Origin of the sequence: Amycolatopsis sp. NPDC050768 (assembly GCF_040654155.1) — a bacterium.
Lineage (GTDB): Bacteria > Actinomycetota > Actinomycetes > Mycobacteriales > Pseudonocardiaceae > Amycolatopsis.
This window is the reverse complement of the sequence record NZ_JBFAHL010000001.1, coordinates 108,209-127,332: the sequence shown is the minus strand read 5'-3', so window position 1 is coordinate 127,332 and position 19,124 is coordinate 108,209. Positions and strand designations below refer to the sequence as shown.

Below are 19,124 nucleotides of genomic sequence, written 5' to 3'. Positions count from 1 at the left end.
AGAAGACGTGCGGAAGCCTTGTCAATTCTTCCGCAGTGTACCTGGTCAGGAGTTTTTCAACACTACCGGGCGCGACGGCGCGGCGTGGGATCGGTCTCTTCACGGCGTCGACCACGGGTTCGGCGATACCCTCGTCGCCGTGACCGACCCGAAAGAGATCAGCGAAGGTGTCGTCGACCTGCTCGGCGTGATCGCCTATCTCGAGCTTTCCGCGTTCGACCGGATGGCCGAGGACGCCCGCACCGCGCCGACGCTCGCCGGCCGCGCCGCGCTCGCCTCCATGGCCGCGGCCGAGATCGGTCACTTCGACATGCTGTCGGCCCACCTCGCCGCCCACGGCGTGTCCGTCGACGACGCCATGCGCCCTTTCGTGGCCCAGGTCGACGCGTGGCACGCCTCGACGCGGCCCAAGTCGTGGCTGGAATCGCTGGTCAAGGCCTACGTCGGCGACGGCCTCGCGGCGGATTTGTACCGCGAGATCGCCAGCTGGCTCGACCCGGAGACGAAGGACCTGGTGCTCACCGTCCTCGCCGACACGGGTCATTCCGCGTTCGCCGAGCGCGAAGTCGCCGCAGGCATCAAGGCCGACCCGAAGACGCGCGACAAGCTCGCTTTGTGGGGCCGCCGGCTCCTGGGCGAGGCCCTCACGCAGGCCCAGTACGTGGTCGCCGAACGCGATGGCCTGGCCGAACTCATCGTCGCGGGCTCCGGCGACCTGTCGGGAATCGCCGGGTTGTTCCGGCGGTTGCAGCAGGGGCACACGAAGCGCATGCAGGCGCTCGGTCTCGGCTGAAGTGCCGGTTCACCACGCGGTGGCGCGACACCGCAGCGCTGCGGTTGGGCTAGCCTTGCCAGGCGTAACGACAACGAATTTCCAGCGGAGGTCCCACGTGGAGGTCAAGATCGGCATCAAGGACACGCCGCGCGAGCTGGTGGTGTCCAGTGGCCAGACCGCCGACGAGGTGGAGAAGCTGGTCGCCGAGGCCCTGACGGCCGGTGACGGGCTCTTCCGCCTCAACGACGAGAAGGGCCGCAAGTACATCGTCCCGTCCGACCGCATCGCGTACGTCGAGATCGCCCCCTCGGACGTCCGCAAGGTCGGCTTCGGCGTCGGCGACTGAGGCTCGCGAGTTCTGGCGGTTCTCGAGTTTTCGCGGTTTGACGAAAAAGCCGCCCTGGGCTTTGGCCCGGGGCGGCTTTTTCATGTCTTGGGGAGCTTTGGCGAGTCGCTGGGCCCTGAATCAGGCAGTCGCTGCTTCGACTTCTTCCAAGCTCGTCGGCACCGAAAACGGCGGCGTGGACGTCCCCGTGATCCGGTACCGCCCCCAGGGGTCCGGATCCGACAGCTCACCGTCGGCCGAACGATCCTCCACCACGACCGTGCAAGCCTTCTTCCGGCCGCCCACCGCCGCGGTCAGCTCGCCCGAGGCGGAAATCCGCCCGTACCAGTGGTAATACCCGTCGATCGGCTGGAAGTGGCCGCGCAGGTCGACCTGCACAGCCATTTCCACGCCAGCGACGACGAGGGTCGCAGTGCCGGCGTAACCGTCTTCGTCGCTCATGAAAAGCCTCCCAACGATGGAAAACAGCTCAGCCCGCGTCGCTGTCCGCCGGGGCGTCGGTCTTGGCGCGTCCGAGTTGGACGACCTTGTTCTCCTCCAGCGGCAGGTTCGGGTCGATCACCACGCCGTGCTGGCGGGTGAGCCCGTCGATGGCCGCCCAGATGATCTGCGTGAGGTACTCGACCACGGAGTCGCGGCTCATGGAGCGGCGGTCGAGCCACCATTCGCCGGTGCTCTGGACCATGCCGACGATCCCGTGCGCCCACGGTTCCGCCGCGCCGGAGTCCATGGAGAACATGCGCATGTAGTCGCCGAGCAGGGCCGTCAGCGCGGTGGCGATGACTTCCTTGTCCTCGGCGACGACGTCGGAGTCGCTCACCGTCTTCTCGTGCAGGCCGCCGCGGGCGAGGAGGCGGTAGAGGTTCGGGTGTTCCTCGATCACGGAGAAGAACGCGTCCAGCGCCATCCGGATGCGCGGCACGGGCGCGAGTTCCGCATTGATCGCCGGGATCAGGCGTTCGAAGAGGATCTCCGTCCCGCGCTGCCCGAGCGCCACATACAGGTCGGCCTTGTCCTCGAAGTGCCGGTACAGCACGGGTTTCGTGACGCCGGCCTCGGCCGCGACGTCCTCCATGCCCAGGTCCGGACCATGGCTGTCGAGCGCCCGCAGCGCGGCCTCCACGAACTCCGCCCGGCGCGCAATGCGGTGCTTGCGCCACCGGTCCCGCCGGGCGTCACCGGTCGCGGCTTCCCCCGGAGCCGGGTGCTTGCCGGACTGCTTGCTGGAGCGCTTGACACGTTCGATCACCCGGGTCATGCTACCAGAGGTAACTGTTACCTCAAGTTACAGCTATAGGAGAGAGGGCGAGCGATGACGCGGACGCTCAAGGAGACCGACCGGGAGAAGACCGCCGACCGGCTGCTCAAGTCTTCGGCGAACAAGTACTACGACCCCGATGTCGACATCGACTGGGACGCACCGCTCGTCGACGGCAAGAACTACATCCTCCCCGAGCGCTCGTCGCTCTATGGCACGAAACTCTGGGACGGGCTCACCCCCGAGCAGCGCATCGAGCTCGGCAAGCACGAGGTCGCGAGTGTCGCCACCACCGGCCTGTGGTTCGAGATCCTCTTGATGCAGATGCTGCTCAAGGAGGTCTACGACGAGGACCCCACGAGCTCCCACGCGCAGTTCGCCCTCACCGAGATCGCCGACGAGTGCCGCCACTCCACGATGTTCGCCCGCATGGCCGCGCGCATCGGCTGCCCCGCGTACGGCCCGGTGCCGGCGCTGCGCCAGTTCGCGAAGCTCATGCCCACCATCTCCTACGGCCCCGCCCGCTACGGCGCGATCCTCGTGGCCGAAGAGGTGCTCGACCGCCTGCAGCGCGAGCAGATGGTGGACGAGAACGTGCAGCCGCTGGTGCGCATGGTCAACCGCATCCACGTGCTCGAAGAAGCGCGCCACGTGACCTTCGCGCGCGAAGAAGTAACGCGCGGGATGGCCAAGCTGGGCAAGCACGAGATCGCCTACCAGCAGTTCATCATCGCGTTGATCTCGTACTTCGTCACGCGCGCGTTCATCAACCCCAACGTCTACAAGGCCGTCGGCATCCGCCCGCGCGACGGCGTCGAAGCGGCGCTGAACAACCCGCACTGGCGCGCGACGATCGCGTGGGCCGGCGAGAAAATCATGCCGTTCCTGCAGGAGTCGGGCCTGGTCGGCTTGCCGGGCCGCTACTTCTGGAAGAAGTCCTTCCTGCTGCCGGAGGGCAAGTGACCACGCTCGAACGGCTGCGTGACCCGGCGCGCGACCATCGGTTCATGGCCGGCGACGGTGCCGCCCTGCACGTCGAGACGTCCGGTCCGGCAGACGCACCGGTCACACTCGTGCTGGTGCACGGCTGGACGCAGGACCACCGCACGTGGGACGGCGTCGTCCGGCACCTCGGACCGGCCACGCGGGTGTTGCGCTACGACCTGCGTGGCCACGGGGGATCGTCGCCGGCTCGACGGGGGGCGGCGACGATCCCGCGACTCGCGGACGACCTCGCCGAGCTGATCGCCGAACGCGTACCGAACGGACCGCTCGTGCTGGCGGGCCATTCGATGGGCGGCATGACGATCATGGCGCTCGCCGAACGTCATCCGGACCTGCTGAAGGCGCGCGTCGCCGGTGTGGCATTCGTGGCCACGTCGTCGGGCCAGATGGACCGGATCACGCTCGGCATGCCCGGGCCGGCAGGGGCGATGTCGGCGCGGTTCGAGCGGCGGCTGGCCAAGGCGCTGGCGCACCGCAAGGGCGAACGGCTGCCGTTGAGCCCGGCGATGGTGCGGTCCGGCGCGCGGTTCCTGGTGTTCGGCGACAAACCGAAGCGCGGCGACGTGAACAGCGTCGTCGACCAGCTGCTGCGCGCGCATCCCGCGAGCCTGGGCGAGTTCCAGGACGCGATCTCCGTGCACGACTGCCGCGTGGCCTTGCGCGCACTGCGGACCGTGCCCGCGGTGGTGCTGGCGGGGGAGAAAGACCGGCTGTGCCCGCTGCCGCACGCGAAGGTGATCGCCGACGAGCTGCCCGACGCCGAGTTCATCCGCTACCCGGGCGCCGGCCACATGCTTCCGCAGGAACGCGCGGCCGAAGTCGCCGCGCGGATCAAGACCCTGCTGCCCGCTAGGACCCCTGCTCCATAAGGGACTTTAATGCCGAGACGGTCGCGGGCACATCCTCGAACACGGGGGTGTGCCCAGTGTCCACTGTGGTCAATTCCGCGTCCGGCAGGTGCTCCACCAGGTAGCGCGCGTCCGCCACGGACCGAGCCCGGTCGTGGACGCCGTGCAGCACCCGCACCGGACACCGGATCGACGCGAGCTCCGGCGTCAGGTCGAGATCGCGCTGGCTCGTCAGCACCTCCAGCGCGGCCTCCTGCGGCACGCGCGCGGCGTACGCGAGCAGGTCGTCACGCAGCTCCACCGGCAACGGTGAAGCGAACGACCGGTCCAGCACCGCCGCGTGCAGCTCCGGCCCCCAAGCCTGCGAAATCGTCTGAAGGATCCCGTCGACGTCACCGTGGCCCCGCATGTGCGCACCGGTGTTCGCGAGCAGCAGCCCGGCCACCAGTTCGGGGTGTTTCGCCGTGAGCCGCAACGCGATGCAGCCACCCGTCGAATGCCCCACGAGCAGCACCGGCCGGTCGATCCGCGAAGCGATCCGCTCGGCCACGTCCTCGATCCGCCACGGCCCGGGCGCCGACATCCAGTCCATGGCGTGCACGACGCCCGGCCACGCCCGCGCCAGGGGACCGAAGACCGCCGGGCTGCAGAGTGTGCCGGGGACGGCCACCACGAGCGGGGCCAAGCGCGTCAGCCGTCCTTGAGCGGGAAGCCACCGCCGATGCCGCGCCACGCGAGGTTGGCCGTGAGCGCCACGGCTTCCTCCTGGGACATCGACTGGTTGTGCTGCAGCCAGTAGCGCGCCGAGACCTGCGACATGCCCACCAGGCCCACGGCGAGCAGCCGGGCCTTGTCCTCGTCCAGGCCGGCGTCGGCGGTGATGGTCTCGGTGATGGCCTCGACGCTGGCGGACACCGCGCGGTCCACGGCCTCCTGCACGGCCGGCTCGCCGCGCAGGTCGCTCTCGAAGACCATCCGGAACGCGCCGGCGTCTTCACTCACGAAGTCGAAGAAGGCACCGACCGTGGCCGGCACGCGCTGGCGGTTGTCGCTCGTCGAGTCGAGCGCGCCCTTCACGCGGCTCACCAGGTCGTCGACGTGGCTTTCGAGCAGCGCGATGTAGAGGTCCAGCTTGCCGGGGAAGTGCTGGTACAGCACGGGCTTGCTGACGCCCGCCTCCTCGGCGATCTCGTCCATGGCCGCGGCGTGATAGCCGTTTTCGGCGAAGACGCGTTGCGCGGCCGTCAGCAGCTGGGCGCGGCGTTCGGTCCTGGGCAGCCGAACGCCTCGTTGCTGCAGTCGCGCCATTTCCGTCATTCTTCCTCCCGTCCACGGCTTCGCCGGGCAGTAGCACCGCCGCGTGAAGCGGGTTTGAGATTACTCGCGGGTACGCCCGGAACGCCAAGTGTCGGGCATCCTGGGGTGGTGACCACATCCACGACGCGCCCGGCGACCGCGACGGCGGTGCGCCCGGTTGTGACTCACGTGCCGCTGTCCACGGCGCCGTTGCCCGCGCTCGAGCCGGTGCTGCCGCCCTGGCCTGGCGTTGTCGAGGACGTGGGCGGTGTTTCGCTGAACGTACGCCGCACCCCTGGACCCGACGGTACCGTCGCCGTCTACGTGCACGGGCTCGGCGGGTCGTCCAGCAATTGGACCGACCTCGCCGCGCTGCTCGCGCCCACCGCGAGCGGCCGCGCGATCGACCTGCCGGGCTTCGGCTTTTCAGAGCCCGCCGCCGGCTTCGACTTCAGTCTCGACGAGCACGCCGAGGTCGTCGCGCGCTACATCGAGGGCCTCGACGCGGGGCCGGTGCACCTGGTCGGCAACTCGATGGGCGGCGCGGTCGTGCTGCTCGTGGCCGCGGCGCGCCCCGAGCTGGTCCGCACGCTCACGCTGATCTCGCCGGCGATGCCCGACCGCCGCCCGGACCCGCGGCGGCTGTCGGACCCGCTGATGGCGCTGGCGTACCTGCCGGTGGTGGGCGCGCGCGTGCGCCGCCGGCTGGCCTCGATGACGGCCCGCGAACGCGCGGCGCAGGTCATCAAGCTGTGCTTCTACGACCTGGCGAAGTTCCCCGAGCAGCGGCTCGACGAGCTGACCGAGGAGCACGGCGCCCGCGCCGCGCTGGCCTGGGCCGCGCCCGCGATGGCGCGCAGCACGTTCGGCATCTTCCGGCGCTGGAGCGCGGTCGGCGACGCGTCGCTGTGGTCCGTCGCGGCGCGGGTGAGCATCCCCACACTCGTCGTCTGGGGCCTTCACGACCGGGTGATCTCCGTGCGGCGCGCGCCCCGCACCGCGCGGCTGCTCCGACACGCCCGGCTGCTGGTCCTTCCCCGAACCGGGCACGTGGCTCAGATGGAACGCCCGAATGTCGTAGCGCGGGCGGTTCTGGGGTTGTGGGAGGCCGCCGAAAAGGGCATCTGGTAGTCCGAACGAGTGACAGATCATCTCTCGGTCATCAGCCGGTCGCCGAGAGCATCACGGTTCGAATATGGCACCCTGGGGCGGTGGACCGGCCGAAGGACGCACGAGGAGACGACCGGCGAGCCTCGTACGCCGGTTCAGCCAGGCGTGCGACGTCGGCCTCGTCAAAGAATTCGTCAGGCAGTTCGTCAACCAGCTCCAGGAACTCACCGCTCACGGACACGGGCTCCCCGCGCGTCGGCCAGTTCCGGCCGTCGAAGCCGCCCGCCCAGCGCGTGGGCGAGGACCGCTACCGCCCCGGCTCCCGGCGCACCAGCGCGGAGCCGCTGAAGGCGTCGTGGCAGCCGAAGGGTGACGAGGAGAAGCCCGCCGCCCGCAGGCCGGCCGCGAAGAAGCGCGGCGTCGGCGGGTTCGTGAAGACTTACGGCTGGCGCGTGTACGCGCTGCCGATCCTGGTCGTCATCACCGCGCTCGTCGTGGTGAACACGGCCACCAGCCCGGCCGAGCCCGGTTCGACCACCACCGCGGGCACCGGCGAATCGGCGGTGGGCGACGCGGCGGCCGGCGCGATCGACGGCGGCCAGGCCATCCCCGAGAACCCCGCAAAGCCGGCGGACGTGAACGTGCCGACGGCCGAGCTGCCCACGGGCGGCAACTACACCGAGAGCGGCAAGGGCACCTGGCACGTCGTGCCGGGCTCCGGCCCGACGGTCGGCAAGAGCGGCAAGCTGTACACCTACACCGTCGAGGTCGAAGACGGCATCGACCCGTCCAGCTACGCCGGCGACGACAGCTTCGCCACGGCCGTGCAGGGCATCCTGTCCGACCCGCGCAGCTGGACGTGGAACGGCAAGATCCGGCTGCAGCGCGTGGACGCGAGCTACCCCGACCCGAGCTTCCGCGTGAGCCTCACCACGCCGAACACCACGCACCGCGCCGACGCGTGCGGGTTTCAGATCAAGTTCGAGGCCTCCTGCTACCGCCGCAGCATGGGCCGCGTGCTCATCAACCTCGCCCGCTGGGTGCGTGGCGCGAAGGCCTACGGCGCGGACATGACGGGCTACCGGCAGTACGCCATCAACCACGAGGTGGGCCACGCGCTCGGCAACATCCACGTCGGCTGTCCCGCGACCGGCGACCCGGCGCCCGTGATGATGCAGCAGTCGTTCGGCGTCGCCGACGACTATGTGGCGATGCTCAACAACATCCCCGGCGGCGACAAGGGCAAGGTGGCCTCCGACCACCACGTCTGCGTGCCCAACGCCTGGCCGAACCCGACGCCGCCCGCGTAGAACCGGTCCCGCCGTACAAAGCAACCCTCGTCCCACGATCCGGACGCCGGGAAGCCCACCTTGCCTGTGGGCGTTGTGGATACTGGGATTGACTACGCGATCCACGCGAGTATGGAGGACCCGATGTCAGACACGGCACTGCCGCCGCTCGTTGAGCCGGCTGCGGAGCTCACGAAGGAAGAGGTGGCCCGGTACAGCCGCCACCTCATCATCCCGGACGTCGGGGTGACCGGGCAGAAGCGGCTGAAGAACGCGAAGGTCCTGGTCATCGGTGCCGGCGGCCTCGGCAGCCCTGCGCTGCTGTACCTCGCCGCGGCGGGTGTCGGCACGCTCGGCATCATCGACTTCGACGTGGTCGACGAGTCGAACCTGCAGCGCCAGGTCATCCACGGGGTGTCCGACGTCGGCAAGCTCAAGGCCGCGTCGGCGCAGGAGTCGATCGCCGAGATCAACCCGCTGGTCAAGGTGTACCTGCACGTCGAGCGGCTGGAGTCGGCGAACGCGCTCGAGATCTTCGAGCAGTACGACCTGATCCTCGACGGCACCGACAACTTCGCCACGCGCTACCTGGTCAACGACGCCGCCGTGCTGCTGGGCAAGCCGTACGTGTGGGGCTCGATCTTCCGCTTCGAAGGCCAGGTCAGCGTCTTCTGGGAAGACGCGCCCAACGGCAAGGGCCTGAACTACCGCGACCTCTACCCGGAGCCGCCGCCTCCGGGCATGGTCCCGTCGTGCGCCGAGGGTGGTGTGCTGGGCGTGCTGTGCGCGTCCATCGGCTCGATCATGGTGACCGAGGCGATCAAGCTCATCACCGGCATCGGTGAGCCCCTGCTCGGGCGGCTCATCAGCTACGACGCGCTGGAGATGAAGTACCGCGAGGTCAAGATCCGCAAGGATCCGGAGACCCCGAAGATCACCGAGCTGATCGACTACGAAGCCTTCTGCGGTGTGGTGTCCGACGAGGCCGCGCAGGCCGCTTCGGGCAGCACGATCACGCCGGCGGAGCTCAAGGCCAAGTTCGACAACGGCGACGACTTCGCCCTCATCGACGTCCGCGAGCCCGGCGAGTACGAGATCGTGAACATCAAGGGCGCGACGCTGATCCCGAAGGACCGCATCCTCTCGGGCGAGGCGCTGGCCGAGCTGCCGCAGGACAAGCCGATCGTGCTGCACTGCAAGTCGGGTGCGCGTTCGGCGGAGGCGCTGGCCGCTCTGCACGCGGCCGGGTTCAAGGACGCCACGCACCTCGGTGGCGGCATCCTGTCCTGGGCCAAGCAGATCGACCCGAGCCTGCCCACCTACTGACGGTTCCCGCGCAGGAAGGCCTCCCCGGTTCGCCGGGGAGGCCTTCCTGGCGTTTTGGGCGCGTGGCGGCGGGTGTGTCGGAAATATGAAAGCGTTCCGTGACCAGCGCGTCTTCTCGTTCGTGGCGCGCACAGGCGGGTACCTTCGGCTCTCGTGAGGTCCACTCTCGAACGGCCACCTGAGCGGGTGTGCGCAGCCTTCGGCGGCGACATCGGCCTCGTTTCGGCGTTGCCGGACTCGACGGCCTGGCGCTGCGGCGAGCTGGTGCTGAAGCCGGTTTCCGACCGCTCGCGCACGTTGTGGACCGCCCGCGCGCTGGAGCACGCCGACGACCCGGGCCTGCGGATCGCGAAGCCGGTGCGCGCGAGCGACGGCCGCTGGATCGTCGGCGACTGGTCGGCGTGGCGCTACGTCTCGGGCACGGCCGAGAACCACGTCGACGGCGCCATGCTCGCGGCGGTGAAGCTCCACCGCGCCACGGCCGACCTGCCGCGGCCCGATTTCCTGTCCGCGCGCGACGACCTCGACGCGGTGGCCGACCGCATCGCGTGGGAAGAGCTCGATCGCCCGCTCGACGAGGCCAAGGGCGGTCGTTGGTTCGAGGTGCTCGCGCCGTCGCGCCGGCCGATCAAGCTGCCGTTGCAGGTCGCGCACGGCGAGCTGCTCGCGGGCGTGCTCTTCGACGGTGACGCGGCGCCCGGCATCGTCGACTTCGTGCCGTATTACCGGCCGGGCGAGTGGGGCGCGGCGATCGTGGCCGTCGACGCCCTGGCGTGGGGCGGCGCCACCGGCGAGCTGCTCGACCGCTGGGCGCACCTGCCGGAGTGGCCGCAGCTGCTGCTTCGCGCGGTGCTGTTCCGCTTGGCGGCCAACGCGTTGAACCCGCGTTCGACGGGCGCGGCGCTCGACGGTCTGCGCGCGGCGGCGCGTGAGGTCAGCGCGATCCTCTGAGTTTTTCCGACCTCACCGTGAGGTCGCGGAAAGTGGCGAGTGATGTCAACTGCCTGAAACAATCAGGCATCTCCAGGTAACACGGCGTGCTTAGCGTCGGGGCCATCGCCGACCCCGAGGAGCGCCCGTGCCGCACGTCGACACGCATTGCCCCTACTGCGCACTGCAGTGCGGGATGCGCTTGGCCGGCACGCGCGTCACTCCGCGCGACTTCCCGGTCAACGCGGGTGGCCTGTGCCAGAAGGGCTGGACGTCCGGGGAGCTCCTGCGTTCCGGCGATCGGCTGACCACACCGCTGATCCGGCGTGACGGTGAGCTGACGCCGGTGAGCTGGGCCGAGGCGCTGGACCTCGTGGCGGCGAAGCTGCGTGAGCTGCGTTCGTCGCACGGGCCCGACTCCGTCGCGGTGTTCGGCGGCGGTGGGCTGACCAACGAAAAGGCTTACCTGCTGGGGAAGTTCGCGCGGGTCGCGCTGGGGACGTCGCAGATCGACTACAACGGCCGGTTCTGCATGTCGTCGGCCGCGGCGGCGGGGCTGAAGGCGTTCGGGGCCGATCGCGGGTTGCCGTTCCCCGTCACGGATCTGGCCGAAGCGGACGTGGTGCTGCTGGCCGGGGCGAACCCGGCGGAGACGATGCCGCCGTTCGTGCAGCACCTGCGAGGTGCCGAGCTGATCGTGATCGACCCGCGGCGCACGCCGACGGCCGAGCTCGCGAGCCTGCACCTCGCGCCGGCACCGGGGACGGATCTGGCTTTGGCGTCGGGAATCCTGCACGCGGTGGTCGTCGAGGGGCATCTCGACAAGTCCTATGTGGATCTTCGCACGAACGGGTTCGACGAAGCCTGGCGCCTCGCCGCTGCGTGGTGGCCGGAGCGGGCCGAGCGCGTGACCGGGGTTGCGGCGGCCGATCAACGCCGAGCTGCCGAGATGTTGGGTGAGGCGCACAACGCGTACGTGCTGACTGCGCGGGGCACCGAGCAGCACGCGACGGGGACGGCGAACGTCAGCGGGTGGATCAACCTGGCGCTGGCGTTGGGGCTGCCCGGTCGCGCCGGTTCCGGGTTCGGCTGCCTCACCGGTCAGGGCAACGGCCAGGGCGGGCGCGAGCACGGGCAGAAGGCGGACCAGCTGCCGGGGTACCGGAAGATCGACGACCCGGCCGCGCGCGAGCACGTGGCCGGAGTGTGGGGTGTCGCGCCGGAAAGCCTGCCGGGGCCGGGGCGTTCGGCGACGGAGTTGCTCGAGGCGCTGGGGCAGGAGGGCGGGCCGAAGGCGTTGCTGGTGTTCGGCAGCAACGTCGTGGTGTCGGCGCCGCGGTCCCGCCGCGTCCAAGATCGACTGTCCGCTTTGGACCTCCTCGTGGTCGCCGACTTCGTGCTGTCGGAGACGGCCGAGCGCGCTGACGTCGTGCTCCCCGTGACGCAGTGGGCGGAGGAAGACGGCACGCTCACCAACCTCGAAGGCCGGATCCTGCTGCGCCGCAAGGCCGTCGACGCGCCGGTGGGCGTCCGGTCCGACCTCGACGTGCTGCGGGAGCTCGCCACCCGGCTCGGTCAGCCCGCCGAGCGGTTCCCGGTGGACGCCCCGGCTGTGTTCGACGAGCTGCGCGCGGCGTCCAAGGGCGGCACGGCGGACTACTCCGGCATCACCTACGACCGGCTGCGCTCCGGTGAGGCGCTGCACTGGCCGGTGCCTTCCGCGGAGCACCCCGGAACCCCGCGGATGTTCCTCGATCGCTTCGCCCACCCGGACGGCCGCGCTCGGTTCGCCGCCGTCGACCACACCGGGCCCGCGGAGCTGCCGGACGCCGAGTTTCCCTTGCAGGCCACCACGGGCCGGGTGCTCCAGCACTACCAGTCCGGCGCCCAGACGCGCCGGATCCCGGAGCTGGTGGACGTCGTGCCCGAGGTGTTCGTGGAGGTCCACCCCGACACCGCCGCCCGCGCGGGCCTCGCCGAGGGGGAGCGGGCGCTGGTCCGTTCGCGACGCGGGGAGACGGTCGCCCGCGTGCGGTGCGTCGCCTCGCTGCGGCCCGACCTGGTGTTCCTGCCGTTCCACTTTCCCGGCGAGGGGCGCGCGAACCTCCTGACGAACCCGGCGCTCGACCCGGTGAGCCGCATGCCGGAGTTCAAGGTGTGCGCGGTCGCACTGTCCAGAGTGGATGCCGGGGTGGCCGCATGAGCGCCCGGCACGTGGTCGTGGCCGGTTACGGCATGGCCGGCGCCCGGCTGGCCGACGAGCTGCGGCGCCGGGACCCGTCGGCGGAGCGGGTACGGCTGACGATCGTCGGCGCCGAGCCGCATCCCGCGTACAACCGGGTGCTGCTGTCGTCCGTGCTCGCGGGCGGGCTGAGCGCGGCGACGGTGCGGCTGCACGACGAGGACTGGGCGGCTCGGTCCTGCGTCGACCTGCGGCTGGCCACGTCCGTCACCGGGGTCGACCGCGCGAACCGTCGTGTGGAGACCACCGACGGCCCGCTGGAGTACGACGCGCTCGTGCTCGCCACCGGCGCCACGCCGTGGCTCCCGCCGGTCGAAGGGCTCGAGCCGGGGCCGGGCGTCGCGATGTTCCGGACCCTCGACGACTGCACCCGCATCCTCGACGCCGCCCGGCCCGGTGCTCCGGTCGTGGTGCTCGGCGGCGGGCTGCTCGGCCTCGAGGCCGCACGGGGCCTCGCCGGGCGCGGCGCGAATGTGACCGTGGTGCACCCGCACGGCCACCCGATGGAACGCCAGCTCGATGCCGGCGCCGGCCGCGTGCTCGCGCGGCGGCTCGCCGAGCTGGGCGTGACCTTCCGCTTTGACGCGACGGCCGCGCGCCACCTGCCTGGCGACGGCGTGAAGCTCGACGACGGCAGCTTCGTCCCGGCCGACCTCGTGGTGGTCGCCGCCGGCGTCCGCCCGAACACGGCGCTGGCCGAGGCCGCCGGGCTTGCGGTGGACCGCGGCGTGCTCGTCGACGACCTGCTGCGCACCAGCGACGGCCGCATTCACGCGCTCGGTGACTGCGCGCGCCACGCACACGCACCGGCCGGGCTCGTGCAACCCGCGTGGGAGCAGGCCGCGGTGCTCGCGGACCTCCTCACCGGCGCCGACACCGCGGCGCGCTACCGAGGCACGAGCGTGGTCACGCGGCTGAAGGCGCGGGGTGTCGACCTGACCGCGCTCGGTGAGACGCACGCGAGTGACGACGCCGACGTGCTCACGATCGACGACCCGTCCGGCGGCCGCTACGGCAAGCTCGTGGTCCGCGACAACCGCGTGACCGGCGCGATCCTGCTCGGCCTGCCCGACGCCGCGGCCACCGTCACGCAGTTCCACGACCGCGGCATCCCGCTGCCCGAAGACCGGCTCGCCGTGCTGCTCGGCCGCGCGCTGCCCGCGGGCGCGCCGGCCGCCGCGAGCCCTGCCGACCTGCCGGCGTCGGCGCTGATCTGCCGGTGCAACGCCGTGACCAAGGGCCGGCTCGTCGACGCGTGGCGCGGTGGCGCCACCGACGTCGCCGCGCTCGCCCGCACCACCCGCGCCACCACCGGCTGCGGAGGCTGCCACGACACCGTGTCGGCCGTCGCGGGCTGGTTGGCGGCGCAGTGAGCACCCGACTCTCTCTTGCCAAGGAGGACGCCGTGAAGAATCGCTGGATCGAGCACTGGACACCCGAGGACGAGACCTTCTGGGAGACGACCGGGAAGAGGATCGCCCGCCGCAACCTGTGGTTCTCCGTGTTCGCCGAGCACATCGGGTTCTCGATCTGGACACTGTGGTCGGTCGTCGTGCTGTTCATGGGCCCCGCGTACGGGTTCTCGGCGGCGGACAAGTTCCTGCTGGTGTCCACGCCGACGCTCGTGGGCGCGATCATGCGGCTGCCTTATACGTTCGCCGTCGCGAAGTTCGGCGGTCGCAATTGGACGATCTTCAGCGCGGCGTTGCTGCTGGTGCCGACGGTGCTGACGGCGATCGTGCTGCACCCCGGAACGTCGCTCGGCACGTTCGTGCTGATGGCTGCGCTGGGCGGCGTCGGCGGTGGGAACTTCGCGTCGTCGATGACGAACATCAACACGTTCTACCCGGAGCGGTACAAGGGCTGGGCGCTCGGCCTCAACGCGGGCGGCGGAAACCTGGGTGTCGCGGTGATCCAGCTGGTCGGCTTGCTGGTGATCGGCACAGTGGGTGCGACCGCGCCGCGGCTGGTGCTGTTCATCTACCTGCCGCTGATCGTGATCGCGGCTTTGTGCGCGGCGCTGTTCATGGACAACCTCGCCACGGTCCGCGGTGACACCAAGGCCATGCGTGAGGTCGTCCGATATGGACACACGTGGGTGATGTCGCTGCTGTACGTCGGCACGTTCGGGTCGTTCATCGGCTACAGCTTCGCGTTCGGGCTGGTGCTGCAGAACCAGTTCGGCCGCACGCCGTTGCAGGCGGCGGCGGTGACGTTCCTCGGGCCGCTGCTCGGTTCGCTGGCCCGGCCGCTGGGCGGCCGGCTGTCCGACCGGCTCGGCGGCGGCCGGGTCACGTTCGCGACGTTCGGCTTGATGGCGCTCGCCACGGTGGTGCTGGTGCTGGCTTCGTCGGCGAGCTCGCTGGGGTTGTTCACGGTCGCGTTCATCGTCCTCTTCGTCCTGACGGGCATCGGCAACGGTTCGACGTACAAGATGATCCCCGCGATCTTCCAGGTGAAGGCGCGCGCGGCCATCGACCTCGGTGGTGACGAGGCGGCGGAACTGCTCAAGGCCCGTCGCCTGTCGGGTGCGTTGATCGGGCTCGCGGGGGCGATCGGAGCCTTGGGCGGGTTGTTCATCAACCTCGCGTTTCGGCAGTCGTTCGCCGACGCGCACAGCGGGATTCCCGCGTTCGTCGGCTTCCTGGTGTTCTACGCGGTGTGCGTGGGCGTGACGTGGGTGGTGTACCTGCGCAAACCCGCGGTGCGGGCGCAGGTCGCGCTGGCCGGGGCGGAGGTCTGATGAGGACACTCGTGGTGGCCGGGCACGGCATGGTCGCGCACCGGCTCGTGGAGGCGCTGCGCGCGGCGGACACGGCCGGCGAGTGGCGCGTCGTGGTGCTGGCGGAGGAGAACCGGCCCGCGTACGACCGGGTGGCGCTGACGTCTTATGTGGACACGTGGGATCCGGCCGCGCTGGCCCTGCCGGGCGCGGACTACGCGGACGATTCCCTTGTGGATCTTCGCCTCGGTGACGCCGTGGTGGCGGTGGACCGCGAAGCTCGCACGGTGACGACCTCGGCCGGTCGCGTGCAGGAGTACGACGCTCTGGTTCTGGCCACAGGCTCGCGGCCGTTCGTGCCGCCGGTGCCGGGGCGGGAGCTGCCGGGTGTGTTCGTGTACCGGACGATCGACGACCTGGATGCCATCCGGGTGGCTGCCTCGAAGCCGGGCCGTGGGCGACGGTCCGCGGTGGTGATCGGCGGCGGGCTGCTCGGACTGGAGGCCGCGAAGGCGTTGCGGGACATGGGCTTGTCGCCGCACGTCGTGGAGATGGCGCCGCGGCTGATGCCGCTGCAGGTCGACGAGGGTGGTGGCGCGCTGCTGCGCCGGCTCATCCAGCAGCTCGACGTGACTGTCCACACGGGAACGTCGACGGACGCCCTCGAGGCTGACGGGTCAAGGCTGTTGGCCAAGCTCGGCAACGGTACGGAGCTGGACGTGGACCTCGTGGTGTTCTCCGCGGGTGTCCGCCCACGCGACGACTTGGCGCGTGAGTGTGGCCTGGCCGTGGGCGAACGCGGTGGGGTGCTGGTGGACCCCGAGTGCCGCACCAGCGATCCGGCCGTGTTCGCGATCGGCGAGTGCGCGGCCGTCGAGGGGCGGGTGTACGGGATCGTCGCCCCGGGGTACGCGATGGCGGAGGTCGTCGCGGCGCGGCTCACCGGGGGAGCGGCGTCGTTCCCGGAGCCCGATACGGCCACGAAGCTGAAGCTGATGGGTGTCGACGTCGCCAGCTTCGGCGACGCGCACGCGGCAACCGAAGGCGCGCTGGAAGTCGCGGTGAACGACGCCGTGGCAGGGACGTACAAGAAGCTCGTGGTCACCGACGACGGCCGGACGCTGCTCGGCGGCGTGCTGGTGGGCGACGCGGCCGAGTACCACACGCTGCGGGCACTGGTCGGCCGTCCGTTGCCCGCGGAGCCGGGTGCGCTGCTCGCGCCGGCCGGCGGCGGCGCGGCGGTCGGAGTGGAGGCGTTGCCGGACGAGGCCCAGATCTGTTCGTGCAACGGCGTTTCCAAGGGTGCGCTGACGCGGGCCATCCACGAGGAGGGCTGCGACTCGGTCGGCAAGCTCAAGGCGTGCACGCGAGCGGGCACGTCGTGCGGCTCGTGTGTGCCGATGTTGGCGAAGTTGCTCAACGCGTGCGGAGTCGAACAGTCGACGGCGCTTTGCGAACATTTCGCGCACTCGCGGGCGGAGCTGTTCGAGATCGTGCGGGCCACGCGCATCACCACGTTCAGCGAGCTGGTCAGCCGCTACGGCACGGGTTCGGGCTGCGCGGTGTGCAAGCCGGCCGTCGCGTCGATCCTGGCGACGCTCGGCAACGGCCACATCCTCGGCGGTGAACAAGCGACGCTGCAGGACACGAACGACAAGTTCCTCGCCAACCTGCAGCGCAACGGCAGCTACTCCGTGGTCCCGCGCATCCCCGGTGGCGAGATCACGCCGGAGAAGCTGATGGTGATCGCGCAGGTCGCGAAGGACTTCGGGCTGTACACGAAGATCACCGGAGGCCAGCGGATCGACCTGCTGGGCGCGACGGTGGACCAGCTGCCGGAGATCTGGCGGCGGCTCGTGGACGCGGGGTTCGAGTCCGGGCACGCGTACGGCAAGGCGCTGCGGACGGTGAAGTCGTGTGTCGGGTCGACCTGGTGCCGCTACGGCGTGCAGGACAGCGTCGGCCTCGCGATCGAGCTGGAACTGCGCTACCGCGGGTTGCGTTCGCCGCACAAGATCAAGTCCGGCGTCTCCGGCTGCGCGCGGGAATGCGCGGAGGCACGCGGCAAGGACTTCGGCGTGATCGCGACCGAGCACGGCTGGAACCTCTACCTGGGGGGCAACGGCGGCGCCACCCCGCGCCACGCGCAGCTGTTCCTGTCCGATGTGGACACCCCGACGTTGATCCGGACGATCGACCGGTTCCTCATGTTCTACATCCGCACGGCCGACCGGCTGCAGCGCACGGCACCGTGGCTGGAGGAGCTCGACGGCGGCCTGGAGCACCTGCGCGCGGTGATCGTGGACGACAGCCTCGGCATCTGCGAGGACCTCGACGCCGCGATGGCCAAGCACGTCACGGACTACGAAGACGAGTGGCGCGGCGTGCTGGAGGATCCGGAGAAGCTGGCGCGGTTCAGCTCGTTCGTGAACGCGCCGGGCACGCCGGACCCGTCGATCTCGTTCCGGCCGGAGCGCCTCCAACGGGTTCCGGTACTGCTGGGCGTTCCGGAGGTGCGGCGATGACGACATCGATCGAACGGACCTGGACGGCGGTGTGCGCGGTCTCGCGGGTGGGCGACTGCTCCGGCGTGGCGGCGCTGGTGGAGGGCGAGCAGGTGGCCGTGTTCCACGTCGGCTCGCAGTGGTTCGCTCTGTCCAACTGGGATCCGTGCAGTGCCGCGGCGGTGCTGTCGCGCGGGATCGTGGGCGACGCCGGGGGTGAGCCCGTGGTCACGTCCCCGGTCTACAAGGAACGGTTCTCGCTCCACACCGGACAGTGTCTGGACGCGCCGGGTGTTTCCGTGCCGGTCTATCGCGTGCGCGTGCGGGAAGGGATCGTCGAGGTGGGCTCCCCGTGACGGACGTGCTCCCGCTGGCCGGTTTCGTCGCCGGCATCACCGCGGCGCGCCGGGCGGACGAGCTCGGCGCGCTGCTGGTGCGCAAGGGGGCTGCCGTTCGGTACGGCCCGGCCATCCGGATCGTCCCGCTCGCCGACGATACGGAGCTGCACGCGGCCACCGTGCGGCTGCTGGGGTCCACCGTGGATGTAGTGGTCGCCACCACCGGCATCGGCTTCCGTGGCTGGGTGGAGGCCGCCGAGGGCTGGAACCTCGGCGATGCGCTGCTGGCCCACCTTGCCCGCGCCCGCCTCGTCGCCCGTGGCCCGAAAGCCACGGGCGCCCTGCGGGCCGCGGGCTTGTCGGAGGACTATTCCCCACCGTCCGAAAGCAACGCGGGCGTGCTGCAGCACCTGCTGGCGTCCGGTGTGGACGGTTTGACGATCGCCGTCCAGCTCCACGGCGAGCCCCTGCCGTTCTTCACCGAGGCCCTGCGGGCGGCGGGTGCGTCGGTGATCGAGATCCCCGTCTACCGCTGGGTCGGCCCGGCCGATCCGGGCCCGCTCGACCGCCTGGTCGACGCCGTGCTCGACGGCACCGTGGACGCCCTGCCCTTCACGTCCGCGCCGGCCGCCGCATCGACGCTCGCCCTGGCCCGCCGCACCGGCCGTCTGCCGGCGTTGGTCGACGCCCTGACGTCGCGCGTGGTCGTCGCCTGCGTCGGCCCCATCACGGCCGCACCCCTTGCGGCGCTGGGCATCCCCACCGTCCAGCCCGCGCGCTCCCGCCTCGGCGCCCTCGCCCGCATCGTCGCCGACGCGCTCCTGGTCCGCACCCCGTGCCTCTCCGTCGCCGGCCACGCGCTGGAACTGCGCGGCCACGCCGTCCTCCTCGACGGCGACTGGCACGACATCGCCCCCGCCCCCATGGCCTTGCTCCGCGCCCTGGCCCACTCACCCGGCCGCGTCGTCTCCCGCCGCGAACTCACCACCTCTCTCCCCGGCGGCGGCGAGGAACACGCGGTGGAGACAGCGATCGGCCGCCTGCGCACCGCCCTCGGCGGCCCGGCCGTGATCCAGACCGTGGTCAAACGCGGCTACCGGCTGGCCGTCGACCGGTGAGGCCGGCGCGGATACTG

The 19,124-nt window shown here is 70.8% G+C and carries 18 protein-coding genes; 14 read left to right on the top strand and 4 right to left on the bottom strand.

What is annotated here, in order from left to right; all coding sequences use genetic code 11:
* Nucleotides 1-139: 139 nt before the first annotated feature.
* Entirely contained in the window at nucleotides 140-793 is a 654-nt protein-coding gene (locus AB0H62_RS00575; protein ID WP_360583267.1) for a ferritin-like fold-containing protein, read from the top strand.
* Between the two features lie 97 nt (nucleotides 794-890).
* The gene (locus AB0H62_RS00570; protein WP_220246448.1) at nucleotides 891-1,121 is read left to right on the top strand and encodes a DUF3107 domain-containing protein; all 231 of its coding nucleotides are present in this window, start codon (nucleotides 891-893) and stop codon (nucleotides 1,119-1,121) included.
* 120 nt (nucleotides 1,122-1,241) lie between these two features.
* On the opposite strand, the gene AB0H62_RS00565 is transcribed toward AB0H62_RS00570, so the two are convergent.
* Both AB0H62_RS00565 and AB0H62_RS00560 read right to left on the bottom strand, forming a co-directional pair.
* The gene (locus AB0H62_RS00565) at nucleotides 1,242-1,562 is read right to left on the bottom strand and encodes a DUF4873 domain-containing protein (protein WP_220246449.1); all 321 of its coding nucleotides are present in this window, start codon (nucleotides 1,560-1,562) and stop codon (nucleotides 1,242-1,244) included.
* A gap of 28 nt (nucleotides 1,563-1,590) precedes the next feature.
* Nucleotides 1,591-2,379 (bottom strand): TetR/AcrR family transcriptional regulator, encoded by a 789-nt coding sequence (locus AB0H62_RS00560; RefSeq protein ID WP_220246450.1) that lies wholly within the window; start codon nucleotides 2,377-2,379, stop codon nucleotides 1,591-1,593.
* Nucleotides 2,380-2,433: 54 nt separating this feature from the next.
* Here AB0H62_RS00560 and AB0H62_RS00555 point away from each other — a divergent pair, with 54 nt between their 5' ends.
* Together AB0H62_RS00555 and AB0H62_RS00550 are read left to right on the top strand one after the other, a co-directional pair.
* Entirely contained in the window at nucleotides 2,434-3,342 is a 909-nt protein-coding gene (locus AB0H62_RS00555) for a diiron oxygenase (RefSeq protein ID WP_360583264.1), read from the top strand.
* Complete coding sequence (locus AB0H62_RS00550; protein WP_360583262.1) at nucleotides 3,339-4,253, top strand: alpha/beta hydrolase; 915 nt, start codon at nucleotides 3,339-3,341, stop codon at nucleotides 4,251-4,253. Before AB0H62_RS00555 ends, AB0H62_RS00550 begins: the two co-directional genes overlap by 4 nt.
* Here AB0H62_RS00550 and AB0H62_RS00545 read toward each other — a convergent pair.
* Nucleotides 4,234-4,917: an alpha/beta hydrolase gene (locus tag AB0H62_RS00545; RefSeq protein ID WP_360583260.1), complete on the bottom strand. Its 684-nt coding sequence runs from the start codon at nucleotides 4,915-4,917 to the stop codon at nucleotides 4,234-4,236. The genes AB0H62_RS00550 and AB0H62_RS00545 overlap by 20 nt on opposite strands.
* 5 nt (nucleotides 4,918-4,922) lie before the next feature.
* Nucleotides 4,923-5,549, bottom strand: coding sequence for a TetR/AcrR family transcriptional regulator (locus AB0H62_RS00540; protein ID WP_220246452.1), 627 nt, complete (start codon nucleotides 5,547-5,549; stop codon nucleotides 4,923-4,925).
* Nucleotides 5,550-5,657: 108 nt separating this feature from the next.
* Here AB0H62_RS00540 and AB0H62_RS00535 point away from each other — a divergent pair, with 108 nt between their 5' ends.
* The 10 genes from AB0H62_RS00535 (at nucleotide 5,658) to AB0H62_RS00490 (ending at nucleotide 19,107) form a co-directional block, all read left to right on the top strand.
* Nucleotides 5,658-6,659, top strand: a complete 1,002-nt coding sequence (locus tag AB0H62_RS00535) for an alpha/beta fold hydrolase (RefSeq protein ID WP_360583258.1) — start codon at nucleotides 5,658-5,660, stop codon at nucleotides 6,657-6,659.
* 80 nt (nucleotides 6,660-6,739) lie between these two features.
* Nucleotides 6,740-7,948 carry a DUF3152 domain-containing protein gene (locus tag AB0H62_RS00530; protein WP_360583256.1) on the top strand — a complete coding sequence of 403 codons (1,209 nt, stop codon included), beginning with the start codon at nucleotides 6,740-6,742 and terminating at the stop codon, nucleotides 7,946-7,948.
* 123 nt (nucleotides 7,949-8,071) lie between these two features.
* A complete protein-coding gene (gene moeZ, locus AB0H62_RS00525) occupies nucleotides 8,072-9,253 on the top strand; it encodes an adenylyltransferase/sulfurtransferase MoeZ (protein WP_220246455.1) in 1,182 nt (393 codons plus the stop codon).
* Nucleotides 9,254-9,406: 153 nt separating this feature from the next.
* Nucleotides 9,407-10,204: a TIGR02569 family protein gene (locus AB0H62_RS00520; RefSeq protein ID WP_354871450.1), complete on the top strand. Its 798-nt coding sequence runs from the start codon at nucleotides 9,407-9,409 to the stop codon at nucleotides 10,202-10,204.
* Nucleotides 10,205-10,331: 127 nt separating this feature from the next.
* Nucleotides 10,332-12,386 carry a molybdopterin oxidoreductase family protein gene (locus AB0H62_RS00515; protein WP_360583254.1) on the top strand — a complete coding sequence of 685 codons (2,055 nt, stop codon included), beginning with the start codon at nucleotides 10,332-10,334 and terminating at the stop codon, nucleotides 12,384-12,386.
* A complete protein-coding gene (locus tag AB0H62_RS00510; RefSeq protein WP_360583252.1) occupies nucleotides 12,383-13,798 on the top strand; it encodes an FAD-dependent oxidoreductase in 1,416 nt (471 codons plus the stop codon). Before AB0H62_RS00515 ends, AB0H62_RS00510 begins: the two co-directional genes overlap by 4 nt.
* Nucleotides 13,799-13,830: 32 nt before the next feature.
* Nucleotides 13,831-15,168 carry a nitrate/nitrite transporter gene (locus AB0H62_RS00505; RefSeq protein WP_360583250.1) on the top strand — a complete coding sequence of 446 codons (1,338 nt, stop codon included), beginning with the start codon at nucleotides 13,831-13,833 and terminating at the stop codon, nucleotides 15,166-15,168.
* Entirely contained in the window at nucleotides 15,168-17,672 is a 2,505-nt protein-coding gene (gene nirB / locus AB0H62_RS00500) for a nitrite reductase large subunit NirB (RefSeq protein ID WP_360583248.1), read from the top strand. The genes AB0H62_RS00505 and nirB overlap by 1 nt, the downstream gene beginning before the upstream one ends.
* On the top strand, nucleotides 17,669-18,007 hold the full coding sequence (gene nirD / locus AB0H62_RS00495; protein WP_220246461.1) for a nitrite reductase small subunit NirD: 339 nt from the start codon (nucleotides 17,669-17,671) through the stop codon (nucleotides 18,005-18,007). Before nirB ends, nirD begins: the two co-directional genes overlap by 4 nt.
* Entirely contained in the window at nucleotides 18,004-19,107 is a 1,104-nt protein-coding gene (locus AB0H62_RS00490; protein ID WP_360583246.1) for a uroporphyrinogen-III synthase, read from the top strand. Before nirD ends, AB0H62_RS00490 begins: the two co-directional genes overlap by 4 nt.
* The last annotated feature ends 17 nt before the right edge of the window (nucleotides 19,108-19,124 follow it).